Annotated in this window: 12 protein-coding genes; 5 read left to right on the top strand and 7 right to left on the bottom strand. The window is 49.0% G+C overall.

The features are described 5' to 3' along the window. Window positions 1-5: 5 nt before the first annotated feature. Genes DK872_RS02200 through hpxK form a run of 5 tightly spaced genes read left to right on the top strand, consistent with a single transcriptional unit; the run spans window position 6 to window position 4,546 of the window. Complete coding sequence (locus DK872_RS02200; RefSeq protein WP_007374296.1) at window positions 6-671, top strand: amino acid ABC transporter permease; 666 nt, start codon at window positions 6-8, stop codon at window positions 669-671. After that, window positions 671-1,327 (top strand): amino acid ABC transporter permease, encoded by a 657-nt coding sequence (locus DK872_RS02195; RefSeq protein WP_007374297.1) that lies wholly within the window; start codon window positions 671-673, stop codon window positions 1,325-1,327. The genes DK872_RS02200 and DK872_RS02195 overlap by 1 nt, the downstream gene beginning before the upstream one ends. After that, the gene (locus DK872_RS02190; RefSeq protein ID WP_007374298.1) at window positions 1,308-2,045 is read left to right on the top strand and encodes an amino acid ABC transporter ATP-binding protein; all 738 of its coding nucleotides are present in this window, start codon (window positions 1,308-1,310) and stop codon (window positions 2,043-2,045) included. The genes DK872_RS02195 and DK872_RS02190 overlap by 20 nt, the downstream gene beginning before the upstream one ends. A 15-nt stretch (window positions 2,046-2,060) precedes the next feature. Beyond that, complete coding sequence (locus DK872_RS02185) at window positions 2,061-3,299, top strand: alanine--glyoxylate aminotransferase family protein (RefSeq protein ID WP_007374299.1); 1,239 nt, start codon at window positions 2,061-2,063, stop codon at window positions 3,297-3,299. Next, window positions 3,299-4,546 carry an allantoate amidohydrolase gene (hpxK, locus tag DK872_RS02180; protein ID WP_035886234.1) on the top strand — a complete coding sequence of 416 codons (1,248 nt, stop codon included), beginning with the start codon at window positions 3,299-3,301 and terminating at the stop codon, window positions 4,544-4,546. Before DK872_RS02185 ends, hpxK begins: the two co-directional genes overlap by 1 nt. Before the next feature lie 55 nt (window positions 4,547-4,601). On the opposite strand, the gene DK872_RS02175 is transcribed toward hpxK, so the two are convergent. From DK872_RS02175 to DK872_RS02145, 7 genes are all read right to left on the bottom strand, one after another. Further along, a complete protein-coding gene (locus DK872_RS02175; RefSeq protein ID WP_370520858.1) occupies window positions 4,602-5,042 on the bottom strand; it encodes a hypothetical protein in 441 nt (146 codons plus the stop codon). Between the two features lie 34 nt (window positions 5,043-5,076). Continuing rightward, window positions 5,077-5,976 (bottom strand): transcriptional regulator, encoded by a 900-nt coding sequence (locus DK872_RS02170; RefSeq protein WP_007374302.1) that lies wholly within the window; start codon window positions 5,974-5,976, stop codon window positions 5,077-5,079. Window positions 5,977-6,270: 294 nt separating this feature from the next. Next, entirely contained in the window at window positions 6,271-6,948 is a 678-nt protein-coding gene (locus DK872_RS02165; RefSeq protein ID WP_035886232.1) for a fimbria/pilus periplasmic chaperone, read from the bottom strand. Continuing rightward, window positions 6,938-8,581, bottom strand: coding sequence for a hypothetical protein (locus DK872_RS02160; RefSeq protein WP_071920607.1), 1,644 nt, complete (start codon window positions 8,579-8,581; stop codon window positions 6,938-6,940). The genes DK872_RS02165 and DK872_RS02160 overlap by 11 nt, the downstream gene beginning before the upstream one ends. Then, window positions 8,571-11,078, bottom strand: a complete 2,508-nt coding sequence (locus tag DK872_RS02155; RefSeq protein ID WP_370520857.1) for a CS1-pili formation C-terminal domain-containing protein — start codon at window positions 11,076-11,078, stop codon at window positions 8,571-8,573. Before DK872_RS02155 ends, DK872_RS02160 begins: the two co-directional genes overlap by 11 nt. Window positions 11,079-11,114: 36 nt before the next feature. Then, window positions 11,115-11,783, bottom strand: coding sequence for a hypothetical protein (locus DK872_RS02150; protein WP_035886230.1), 669 nt, complete (start codon window positions 11,781-11,783; stop codon window positions 11,115-11,117). A gap of 56 nt (window positions 11,784-11,839) precedes the next feature. Further along, window positions 11,840-12,415: a common pilus major fimbrillin subunit EcpA gene (locus DK872_RS02145; RefSeq protein WP_007374308.1), complete on the bottom strand. Its 576-nt coding sequence runs from the start codon at window positions 12,413-12,415 to the stop codon at window positions 11,840-11,842. Window positions 12,416-12,715 lie beyond the last annotated feature (300 nt).

The raw sequence follows: 12,715 nt of genomic DNA, 5'->3' as shown, positions 1-12,715 counted from the left end.
TGTGAATGACGGAACAACTTCATTTTTCTGCACTCTGGCCGCACTGGCCGGAGTTGCTTGCGGGGATGTGGGTCACCGTGCAGTTGACGATCATGGCGACGGTGGGTGGCCTGGCGATTGGCATTTTCGGTGCGGCTATTCGTAGCGGTCGACCGACATGGTTCAGCCGGATCTGGGGCGGTTATGTAGAGCTGATCCGTAACACGCCGTTTGTGGTGCAGCTCTTTTTTATCGTTTTTGGTCTGCCGAATATCGGTTTCAAGATGACGGCAGGCGAAGCGGCGCTGTTGGCAATGATCGTCAACCTGGGCGCTTATAGCACGGAGATCGTGCGTGCCGGGATCCAGGTGACGCCAAAAGGGCAATGGGAAGCCGGGCGCGTGCTGGGGTTAAGCCGAAGCCAGACGTTTATCCGCGTGGTGCTTCCCCCTGCGTTGCAGCGCATTTATCCGGCGCTGGTCAGCCAGTGCATTATTGTCATGCTGGGATCGTCCGTGGTGTCGCAGGTCTCTTATGAAGAGCTGACCTTCGCCGCCAACCTGATTCAGTCGCGGACATTCCTCAGCTTTGAGGTCTATCTGGTGACCACCGGCATTTATCTGCTGCTCTCGATTGCCATGCGTCAGTTGATGATGGCGGCGGGACGGAAATGGTTGGGGGTACAGGCATGATGACCACATTTACCGACTGGGACATTATCCGCAACCTGTTGCTGGCCGGGCGCTGGACGGTGTTGTTGTCGCTGGTGGCGTTTATGGGCGGTGCGCTGGTAACGCTGCCGTTGTTGCTGCTGCGACTCACTGGTGGACGTCAGGTGAAACGCCTGATCCGCGCCTATATCGAACTGTTTCAGGGCACGCCGCTGTTGATGCAGTTGTTCCTCGCCTTTTTCGGTGTGGCGCTCTTCGGCATCGATGTGTCGCCCTGGACGGCTGCTTCGCTGGCGCTGACGTTCTACACCAGCGCGTTTTTACTCGATATCGGCTATGGCAGCATTCGCGCACTGCCGAAAGGGCAGTGGGAAGCCTCGCGCTGCCTGGGGTTGAGCTTTGGTCAGACATTATTCCGCGTAGTGGCGCCGCAGGCATTGCGCATCGCCATTGCGCCAACGGTCGGTTTTGCCGTGCAGGTGATAAAAGGCACCGCGCTTTCGTCAATCATCGGTTTTGTTGAATTGACCAAGGCCGGCACGATGCTGACCAACGTCACTTATCAGCCGTTTAAAGTCTTTGCGCTGGTGGCGCTGGGCTACTTCATTTTGTGCTATCCGCTGTCCCGCTACAGCCGTTACCTGGAGAATAAATTCAATGCCTCTCATCACCATTAATCAGGTACAGAAGTACTACGGCGACAACCACGTGCTGAAGGGTGTCGATCTGGACATCGATATGGGCGAGGTGATCTCGATTATCGGCCGTAGCGGATCGGGTAAAAGCACGCTGCTGCGCTGCATTAACGGCCTCGAAGGCTACCAGGAAGGGAGCATTAAGCTGGGCGGTGTGACCATTACCAATCGTGATTCACAGGCGCGGGAGATCAGCCGCTCCATCGGAATGGTATTCCAGAGCTTTAATCTGTTTCCGCATATGACCGCGCTGGAGAACGTCATGCTGGCGCCGCGCCGGGTGCTGAAAAAAAGCGCCGCCGAGTGCCGCGAACTGGCGCAACGGATGCTGGAGAAAGTGGGGCTTGGCGATCGCCTCGATTACTACCCGGCGAATCTATCCGGTGGCCAGCAGCAACGCGTGGCGATCGCCCGTGCGCTGGCAATGTCGCCGAAAGTTTTACTTTGTGACGAGATAACCTCCGCGCTCGATCCCGAACTGGTGGGCGAAGTACTGAAAGTGCTGGAGCAACTGGCCGCAGAAGGGATGACGCTGATCCTCGTCACCCATGAAATGAATTTTGCCCGCGAAGTGGGCGACCGCGTGGTGTTTATGCATCAGGGCCGGGTGTGGGAGCAGGGCGACAGCAAAACGCTGTTTGCCAGCCCGCAGACTACCGAGCTGAAGCAGTTTATCTCTTCCGTGCGCGGTCTTAATTAACGTAAGGAATTTCAGATGGATATCGCTCAATTTCCGCAAATCAATCCGCCGCAACGTCTGCTGATGGGGCCGGGGCCAATCAATGCTGACCCGCGCGTGCTGCGCGCCATGTCGAGCCAACTGATCGGCCAGTACGATCCGGCGATGACCCACTATATGAATGAAGTGATGGCGCTTTATCGCGGCGTGTTTCGCACGGAAAACCGCTGGACGATGCTGATTGACGGCACGTCGCGCGCCGGGATTGAGGCGATCCTCATTTCCGCAATCCGGCCGGGCGATAAAGTGCTGGTACCGGTGTTTGGCCGCTTTGGTCATCTGCTGTGTGAAATCGCCCGTCGCTGTCGCGCCGAAGTGCATACGATTGAAGTACCGTGGGGCGAGGTTTTCACGCCGGATCAGATTGAAGATGCCATTAAGCGCGTGCGTCCGCGCCTGCTGTTAACGGTGCAGGGCGATACGTCAACCACCATGCTGCAACCGCTGGCGGAACTGGGTGCTATTTGTCGTCGCTACGATGTGCTGTTTTACACCGATGCCACCGCTTCACTCGGCGGTAACGCGCTGGAAACCGATGCCTGGCAACTGGATGCCGTCTCTGCGGGGATGCAGAAGTGCTTAGGTGGGCCGTCCGGTACGTCGCCCATTACCCTGAGCAGCCGTATGGAAGAGGTGATCCGCCGGCGTAAATGTGTTGAAGAGGGCATTCGCACCGATGCGCATCTCGACGGTGTGGATGAGATGGTTTACTCCAACTATTTCGATCTCGGCATGGTAATGGATTACTGGGGGCCGGAGCGACTGAATCACCACACTGAAGCGACTACCGCGCTATTCGGCGCGCGTGAATGCGCACGCCTGATCCTGCAAGAGGGGCTCGATAATGGCATTGCGCGCCATAAGCTGCATGGCGATGCGTTGCTGAAAGGGATTCAGGCAATGGGGCTGGAGGCCTATGGCGATTTGCAACACAAAATGAACAACGTGCTGGGCGTCGTCATTCCGCAGGGTGTGAACGGTGACCAGGTGCGCAAATTGATGCTGGAGGATTTCGGCATTGAAATCGGGACTTCTTTCGGCCCGCTGCACGGCAAAGTGTGGCGTATTGGCACCATGGGCTATAACGCGCGTAAAGCCTGTGTGATGAATACCCTGAGCGCACTGGAGTCGGTGCTGAATTATCTGAAATTCGCCACCACGCAAGGGGCGGCGATGCAGGCCGCGTGGGATCACTATCTCAGCGAGGACGTGTGATGATTCAACCGACACGCCTGGAGGCGGCAGCACGTGTGATGTCCCGCGCTGATGAACTGGCAGCAATCAGTGAAACACCGGATGCGCTGACTCGTGTTTATCTTTCCACACAGCATTTACAGGCCAACCAGCGGGTTGCGGAGTGGATGCGCCAGGCGGGAATGCTCGTCTGGCAGGACAGCGTGGGCAATATTTGTGGTCGTTATGAGGCGGCACAGGAAGGCGCTCCTGCAGTGTTGCTTGGTTCGCATCTTGATACTGTGCGTAACGCCGGGCGTTATGACGGGATGCTCGGAGTACTGACGGCCATCGAAGTAGTACAGAGCCTCCATCAGCAGGGATTACGTCTGGCGCAGGCGATCGAGATTGTCGGTTTTTGTGATGAAGAGGGAACGCGTTTTGGTATCACTTTGCTGGGAAGCCGCGGGTTGACCGGAAGCTGGCCAGCGAACTGGCTTACGCAAACTGATGCCGGGGGTATCAGCGTGGCGCAGGCGATGGTGGATGCCGGGCTGGATCCGCAGCGGATCCCGCAGGCGGCGCGCGATGCGGCGGCCTTCAGCAGCTATCTCGAATTGCATATTGAACAGGGGCCGTGCCTGGAACAGGCTGGGCTGGCGCTGGGCGTGGTCGAGGCGATCAATGGCGCGCGCAGGCTAAATTGCCGCTTTACCGGCGAAGCCGGACATGCTGGCACGGTGCCGATGAGTCACCGGAAAGATGCGTTGGCCGCGGCGGCCGAATGGATGGTCGCCGTTGAGAGCACCACGCAACAACAGGGCGGTAATCTGGTGGCTACCGTAGGGAATATGCGGGTTCTGCCTGGCGCGGTGAATGTCATCCCCGGCGAGGTGTCGCTATCGCTTGATATCCGTGGCCCGCAGGATGCGCCACTTGATGCGTTGCTCAATGAATTGTTGGCGATGGCGCAGGTCATCGCGGCGCGCCGCCATCTGCAATTCAGCGCCGAGGAGTTTTACCGTATTGCCGCCACGCCCTGTGATCAAAAGCTGCAAACGTTGCTTGCCGATGCGGTGCAGGTTGTGCAGGGTGAGACGCTGTCGTTACCGAGCGGCGCAGGGCATGATGCCATCGCCATGGCGGAACGCTGGCCGGTTGGTATGCTGTTTGTGCGCTGCAAAGGCGGGATTAGCCACCATCCGGCGGAATCGGTACAGATGGAAGATGTTGCGCTGGCCATCGAGGCGTTTGGGCGAGCGGTAAGAGCGCTGGCGGAAGCGGCATAATAGGTGTTAATGGAGTGCCCGGCAGGGAGACGATACGTCTCCCTGTGCTATCGCCTCAGCGAGCGCATAAAAACAGCGGACGTTTGCCAATGACAAACAAAAAACCATTTTTGCCCTGTGGGCGAATGGAATAGTTTATCTCTTTATTGGGGTAGACATAAAAATCTGGCAGCACGGTTGCGATAACTTCATCAGTGGCAGTTTCGATACTGTCCACTTTATTCACCATGGTTGACGTAAAATGATAGGAGTGACGGTTTTCAGTCCATGTATAAGATACATCTCGCCTGATCGTTTCTGTCGGTTTGTTGTCCTCCATATAACCGCCGCTTACGGATATAACACCGCGTTTAGCCTCTCTGTTATACATAAAGTCGAGAGTGAAATTAGCCTGTATGTTTTTGTTATAAACAATCACTGAGGCTGAGCATGTTTCCGTATAGCCAGATGATGCGACGAACAGATAATAAATATAACCTGCGACTGCGCCAGCGATTAAAAATATAAAGCTGAATAGAATTGTTTTCTTGCTATTCACTCTGTACTCCTCTGAAATAGAGTGAAATACAACCCGGTGAAGCGGAGTTTTTAAAGTCTCTCTTACAGGCTAATGCAGTAAGTGTTGGTGATGTTGCTGATACTGGAAAATAGATCCAGGGATAAATCTTACAGTTCAGTCCGGTATTCTTAATCAAATTTTTATATCTCTGATAATAATCTCTGCTATCATGCGTATCATCTTTAATATAAATCTGACAGCCATTGTCATTTTCAACAAAGTTATAGTTATCAAAGAAAACAGGTGTCTTACCGAATGGTAAAGAGTACGCAATTATCAGCAAACCCGTGGCAAAAGCGGCTAATATAATCACTGCGGATAAACGCCAGCCAGCGAATCGCGCGGGTTTGCTTGCAGTTCCCGGCGTTGACAGCGGATTCTGTTCATACTCATTGATATGCGGGTTTAGCGCTGACCATGTCGACTGGTTCGCGGCGTTCCCGTGGGTAATAACAGGATCTTCATATTTTGCGTCTGCGGGAATATCGACGCTGGTAATGTCGGTTTCAGATGTAACCGCTGCGTTAGATTTGTCCTGCCTTTTGATTTTCACACTGTCGTCAATTTGAAAACCTTTTCTGGGAATGGTTGCAATCAATCGGCTATCCGTTTCGCCAACTGCCCGCAACCCGCGACGCACGATCGAGATATTTTGATATAACGTATTTGTTGGAACCAGCATGCCTTCTTCTTCCCACACTTTTTTGAAGAAATCTTGCTGGAGAACAATTTCAGGTGAAGCCTCAAGCAGAAGCAACAAACAACGGCTGGCGGGGGCTGTCAGTGTGACGTTTATTTCAGGATTGCTCACCGAAATAAGCTTTTTTAGTTCCGGTCTGAATTCAATGTTATCGTTAATAATCCAGTGCATATACGCTACAACACAGCCATTGGATGTGTCCCTTTAATGACAGGTTTATCTGTGTGAATCTCATTTAAATATTTGACCATACCCTTGACTTGTTTTCCATGATTTTTATATGTAATTCAGCTGCCGATTTGTAATTAATTGAAGCTCTGAATGGTTTATAGTTAATGAAACTAGTTTTTCAGAGGGTTACACAATTTATTAGTGGCTCGTCGCGCTCGATTTATTGTCTTTTTGTATATCTTAAATGCCTTATTAAGAATTAATTAAGGATGGACGCGGAATTTAAGAGAGGCATTAATTGCACGTACTTATTATCTTTATGAATTTATCATTGTAGGTGATAAATATTTGCGCAGAAGTTTTAAGCACTGGTTGATGAATGATATCACCAGGACGCATATACCAGGCTTTGCCATCCTCTTCTGTTGAATCGCAGCGGGGTTTAGTTATTAGCTTAAACCAGGTATTTCCACTGTTTTTGAATACCCCTTGTTGGCGCTCAAACTCCCATTTGAAATGGGTATCACGCGGCCGGACAACAAGAATAGTGTCCATTACGATAACGGGCATCATGCCGACAGTACTTTGAGATGAATGATGCGTGGTACGATTCTGTGGCGGTATCTCCGCAAAAGAGACGCGATAGTAACGCTCTTTATCATCAGTCGGGCCATGATAAAAGAATTTGAAAAAATGATTTTCCCCAGGTTGAAGTAGTATCTGTCGCGGTGTGAACAACAATTCTCCATCAGTTGCGCGTGAGGAGACTTCCTGCTCTCCGGGTCTGTCAATAGATCGGATATTCACGCGGTAAAGGCGCGCTCCCTTACTATTGTTCATCACATATTTGGCAACCATGCTTTTTTCTGCTGGCATGGAAAACGTCATGTCGCCAACCGAAATAGCCAGGCAACCTGCTGGTGCCAGTAGCGTCAGCAGAACGAAAAGAGAGTGAATGAATTTACCTTGCATTTTGCCACATCGCCATTACGGTAACTTTCCCCGAAGCGCTGACATCTCCATACCAGCTAGCATTATTGAGGGTTTTCAATGATTGTGGATCGTTCATAGGAATGGAAAAGCGGACGGTTGATTTTCTTGTTACACCGGTTTCGCCGTTTGCCAGCGCCAGGGGGGTCGATGCCCATAATGCACTGGTCATGTCACGCCACTGCCCGTCGCAGCCCACATCGACCACTTCGCGCTTTCCGCTGGCGGTGGCAAAACTCACGATACCAGGGAAGGGCACCTGCGTTTTGCCATCTTTTGAACTGAATATACACCAGGGGCGACCATTTATAGTTTGTGTCGGGCCACTGACACTGACTGAGACCATATCCGCAGCCGTTTTTCCATTTGTGGTAACAAGATAATCAAAATCGAGATCGGGATTACCTGTGCCAACGGTTCCGGACCTGCTGGGATTAACCATGAAATCTGCCGGGATAATACTGATGCTAAAATTCGTCGGTTTAAAGATAAGTTGTGCGGAGGTTGAAAACTCATACCAGCCCGATTCCGGTGCGGTGAGGTTTCTTAAACGGAAAGTCACTAAATCACGTAAGTTGCCACCGTTAACGCCTTGATTAATCATCTCCTTAAAAAAATTGTTTGAGAAAAAGACATAAATTGAGTTATGTCCTTTCATCGCATTAAACGTGTAGTAATGCGTTATGCCTGATACTGTTTGCCAGCTTGCGCCATCAAGGCTGAATTGCATATCCGCTGCTCTGATGGCTGATTCCAGCCCGGCATGGGATATTGCCGGGAAAAAACGCACATCGGTGTCGCTAATACCATTATGATTTAACGTGTAAGTAACAACCTTGCAGGCAATGCCTGAAACACTCCCGATCACCTGCATCCGGCAATCCGCATTGCCTTCACCTATTGTTGGCGTTCCGTCGGTATTAAAGAAGATCTCTGATATCGAATTGGTACTGAAGAATTTGAAATGTGCAGCTTTGGTATGGGACACAGTACGCTCATACCAGGTACCGCTGGGCATATCGCGACAGCGCTGGCCCATTCTGGGATCATAGGAGTCCTCGGTCCGGCATGTATTTATGGTCATTGAGAATGTCTGGCCGACGGGAAAATTGTTCAAATAATGATAAAACTGATCTGACATCATTCCGTGCGCCCATTTTGTACCGCCTGACGTTACGTCCACGCCATAGAAACCCTGACTATCCGTATACGTCGCCGGAAGTAGAGAGGTTGCCATATCGCAGCCGCTGTACCAGTTGATACAACGCATACCGACAAGCAGGTTGGAGGCGGGGGCATTCGTCAGCCACATATCGAATTGATATTCATCACCGATTATTGTGTTATAGCCATTATCAATATAACCGAGGCTGGTTTGATACATGGAACCCGAACCGTTATATTTCAGACCCGTCCAACGGTTTGAACCAGTCATTCGCGGATCCCGCACGCCAGCTGGTGTAACAAAATAGTTATCATCGGTATCGTTTTCGACGAAAATAAAATTACGTGTTGGGGCATCGGCGTAACTTATTTTTGTCACCGCCGCGTTAGCGGGAGAGGCGATAGCATAAAAAATAATCAAAAATAAAAGGCGTGAAAGATTAACTTTCATTGTGTTCTCCTGTCGGCATCAGGCTGGCAAAGCTTTTCAGACCCTGGCATGTAATATCGCCGACCCATACCGCGCCGCGCGCCTGGCTAAGATCCAGTGCCGCCTCGCAGCTTTCATCATTGCCGTAATTAAAATCAATAACCGGGAATTTTTTATCAATATCCATGACAAATTCACCATTGTTATCAGTCCGTGCACGACCAATATGGTTATTTATGCGCGCATTGGCCAGCAGTGTGCCGTCTTCGGCACGAATTCTGCCAAATACGGTAACCATTTGTTTAATTTCTGGTTTAATGACCACGACATTGCCCGGGTATAGTGTCAGATGACTTTTTTTGCCGCGGGAAATGTCGTAGCTATCTAATGAGTTTTTACTGTTAATAATTTCAATGTCATATTTATTATAAGGTTCTAATGGCAGGTAATTATATTTCCCGGTCATTGGAAAAGCACGGCCATTAATCTGTGCGGTCAATTTTCCGTCATTCCCAACATCGGTGTGGAAAATAACGCCTGCATTACCCTCATTGTTACCGCTGGCACCAATATCCTCGGCCTGCCAGCCGAAACTGCCTATCGAGGTCATATTCGAATTAAGATAACCATCAGCACCGCTATTAATATTTAGTGTACCGGAAGAGTAGCGTGTTTCATAGCGAGTCCATGCTCCGCCACTCAATGTTTTATTATCACTGATATCGCCGGAAATGGCGCGTGAAACATCTGCGCCAACTGTACGAATAATATCCTCATCGAACTGTTTTTGCGCCGAAATATTCGCCGTAGTATACCCATTCTGGTGCGTCATACCGGTCTGGATCCAGTTGCCTAACGGCAGTGAAAAATCGAGCGCGATAAATTTTTGCGTATTGTTGGCGCCGGAGTGACTTCCGTAAGAATATTGTTGTATCCCGCCTCGCAGCCCAATTGAACCAAAACGGCCGCTATACAGTGACTGGCTGTAATCAACAGTGTAATTATGCGTGTTGTACTGATTATTACTGTTGTAGCTTGCCGACAGTGTACCTAACTTTGACCATAGCGTATTCATATTCAGGGATAAACCTACTGCGGTATTGTCCGTACTGTTACGACGCAGGGTACGGCCAATCACCGTTTTTTCCCGGCTTAACCACACATTACTAAATCCACCAGGAAGCGTTGCATTTATATTACTAATAAAGCTCCATGATCCATCGGTAGCAAACATGTTTTGCATACCCAACTGGAGCACGTCCGCAACTGGCCAGGAAAAATTGCCTTCAACCACTGCGATGTTATTATAGTGATATCCCGACGCCATCCAGTTTATTGTGTGAAGACCACCGGACGCAGAAACCCCCGTCAGTATTGTATTTTTCGCCTGCTGAATGTTTCCGTTTTCATGAACCCAGTCGTCCATATACATGCTGCCACCCCAGATCTGCCAGCTTAAGGGCATATCGGCTGTACGGCTTCCGGTGAGCAATTTATTCACATTTTGAATGTTGCTGCTCGTAAGTTTGCCATTGACAATAACATCGACCTTTACGTCATAAATACCGTACGGCAGATCGCGAGTATCCACTTCATGGCTACCCATATTGAAGTTCTGTACGCTTAGTAACTTGTTATTTCGGTAAACATGAACCTCACCGGCAGCAGGCAGAAAAGCAATGAGCGGCGTGATGGAATACGAATGATCAAATTTGATTGAATTTGCCTGGTTTCCCCATGACATGCCGTAAATTTTACCGGATGAGATCGCTGTGACCGGCCCGAGAGATTGTAAATTCCATACATCCAGCATTCCCCCGGCAAATCGATAACCAGAGAAATCACGTTCGTACATGGCCTTATAAATTTCGGTTTGTTGATTAGCAGAGCCCAGGCCGTAAATAGAGCTATCTACTAATAAATGGTGCTCACGTAAGGCTGTAGCACTCGCTAAAGAGAGATAGCTTGAGGTATTGTTATCACCGCCGCGCATTTGGTTGTGATAAACACCGAGATCATAATTCAGCGTACCACTGATGTTTTCAGCACTGGATGCGCCAATATTTTGACTACTGTCATGCAGTAACGTACCCAGTGCTTCTTTATTAACGACAAGTTGCAGTACTAATTGCTGGAAATTTAAACGTAATGATGCATCATTTGTCAGCGGAATAGCCAGGTTGCTATTAAAACTGGTATTAATTAACGAAGTTAATTTTTCACGTGTTTGCTCATTTATAGAAGCATTGCCATCCTGTTCTTCAAGCTGGACTTGCCGTATTTTGAGCGAGTTTTCATCAAGCCAAATTGCGGCAAGCCCAATACGCTGATCGTCTGTTTTTTCCTCTGTATTATTCAAATGAATATACAGAGGTATACTCATCCCATCACGTAATGCGTTATTGAAGGCGTCAGGAATCATCACCCCATTGATTTGTTGATACAACGATGGTTTTGCAACAGCGTCGTTTACATCAGTAAACAGAACCACAGTACACGTGATGATAGTTTGTAAAATCTTCTTATCCACAATAACGGCTCGTTAGTGAAAATACTATTTGACCGGAATGAAATTGTCCGCTTGCCAGAAAGCGAGTCGCGCTTTCTTATTCTCGATATCCACCAGAGAGAAACTTCGCGTTTTGCCGGGCATTAAGTAATAATTTTCTTTGCACTCTTTTTTCTCAGATGTTTTTTTACAAGGGCCATAAGCAATGAGGCGTAACGTGGCATTGCCAGTGTTTTTCATTACACCCTTTGAATATTGGTAGTCGTATTTTATTTTTCGCGGGGCGACGACAAGTATTGTACTAATACGAGCGGATGCGGTTGCAACAGCATAACGAGTTGCGTTATTTTTTGATGCATTACTGAGCGCCTGGTCAAACCAAATAATGCGATAATATCTTTCTTTGTCGTCCTGCGGGCCATTATAGTAAAAACGAATCGTTTCATTACTTTCAGCCGGAAGCAGCAGGCTTCCTGGTGAGAGTAACAATTCATCCTTACTTTCCATGGGTATTGTTTTACCGTCACTCTGTGGCGAATTAATTCTTTCGATGCGAATATTCACCAGCCGTCCGGTGGTGGTTGGGTTTTTTATCGTTTTATTAATAATAGTCGCATCGCTGTACATAAATGAAGATATGTCACCAACATCGAGCGCATATACTGGTGCCGCGCCACTTACAAATAATAGAGTCGCCAGAATCGTATTTTTCATAGATATATCGCCAAAGAGTTGAACAGGGGCGTTATTACGCCCCTGCTGGAAAAGAATTAGCTCCAGGTAGCGTCGAACTGAACGCTGATATCGCCGCTCCAGATCCCTTCTGGCAGTTGGCTCATATCAGTAGCGGCAGTCGTACCATCCGTCGTACCGTTGGCGATAGAGAAGGTGAATGCGTCTTGCGCGGTTACACGACCCGTCTTGCTGAAGTCGGTGGCAAGAATGCTCAGGCCACCATTTTTATTACTGGTGGTATCCACCATAATAGTGTCCGCGTTTTGTTTAACTTCTTCGCCCATGTAATGCACGGCAACATTCAGCGTGGAGCCGGAGCCATCAAGCTGAGTCAGCGTATTGCTGATCAGGCGAGAGGACAGTTTGAATGCGGTAGCGGTTGAATCGCCTTCAATAGCGACATCAAAGAGACCTTTTTGCGTGTTAAAACCTTTAACGCCATCAGCGTACTGAAAGGTCAGGCTGCCGAGTGGAGTGACAACCAGCGAGCTGGTCGTATCTTTTTTCGCCGTAGCAGACCAGGTAGCGATAGATTGACCCATCTGGGCGGCCTGCACGGAGCCAGCTGCAAAGGAAGCCAGTAAAGCAAGTGCAATTACATTGCGTTTCATAAAATACCTCAGTTATTTATATATCAATTTGTTATTTAATCGCTATGTATCAATGGTTATATCCATCAATATTGCATATGCGAGTTCTGTATTAACGAAGAATCCAAGTGATGCATGTATAATAATTATTGTTCGACATTCAGAATTAATGATGCTTTAAACCTGAAAAGAGAAAGTTTTTTGTGCGCCACTCGATTTCGTGAAGTCATTATTGTCTTATAAAATTTCATTAGAAAAGGAAAAGTTTTTAGGATGTGATTAAATAATAAATGTTGGCTGGTTGTTAATTTTGGAAAGTAT

Origin of the sequence: Kosakonia sp. MH5 (assembly GCF_009935945.1) — a bacterium.
GTDB lineage: Bacteria > Pseudomonadota > Gammaproteobacteria > Enterobacterales > Enterobacteriaceae > Kosakonia > Kosakonia radicincitans.
Note: the sequence above shows the minus strand (reverse complement) of the source record. Positions and strands in the feature narration are given on the sequence as shown.

Bases quoted from the DNA above. Each gene is read 5' to 3' on its own strand.
- DK872_RS02200 (WP_007374296.1), top strand. From the start codon at position 6: ATGACGGAACAACTTCATTTTTCTGCACTCTGGCCGCACTGGCCGGAG.
- DK872_RS02195 (WP_007374297.1), top strand. From the start codon at position 671: ATGACCACATTTACCGACTGGGACATTATCCGCAACCTGTTGCTGGCC.
- DK872_RS02190 (WP_007374298.1), top strand. From the start codon at position 1,308: ATGCCTCTCATCACCATTAATCAGGTACAGAAGTACTACGGCGACAAC.
- DK872_RS02185 (WP_007374299.1), top strand. From the start codon at position 2,061: ATGGATATCGCTCAATTTCCGCAAATCAATCCGCCGCAACGTCTGCTG.
- hpxK (WP_035886234.1), top strand. From the start codon at position 3,299: ATGATTCAACCGACACGCCTGGAGGCGGCAGCACGTGTGATGTCCCGC.
- DK872_RS02170 (WP_007374302.1), bottom strand. From the start codon at position 5,976: ATGCACTGGATTATTAACGATAACATTGAATTCAGACCGGAACTAAAA.
- DK872_RS02165 (WP_035886232.1), bottom strand. From the start codon at position 6,948: ATGCAAGGTAAATTCATTCACTCTCTTTTCGTTCTGCTGACGCTACTG.
- DK872_RS02160 (WP_071920607.1), bottom strand. From the start codon at position 8,581: ATGAAAGTTAATCTTTCACGCCTTTTATTTTTGATTATTTTTTATGCT.
- DK872_RS02150 (WP_035886230.1), bottom strand. From the start codon at position 11,783: ATGAAAAATACGATTCTGGCGACTCTATTATTTGTAAGTGGCGCGGCA.
- DK872_RS02145 (WP_007374308.1), bottom strand. From the start codon at position 12,415: ATGAAACGCAATGTAATTGCACTTGCTTTACTGGCTTCCTTTGCAGCT.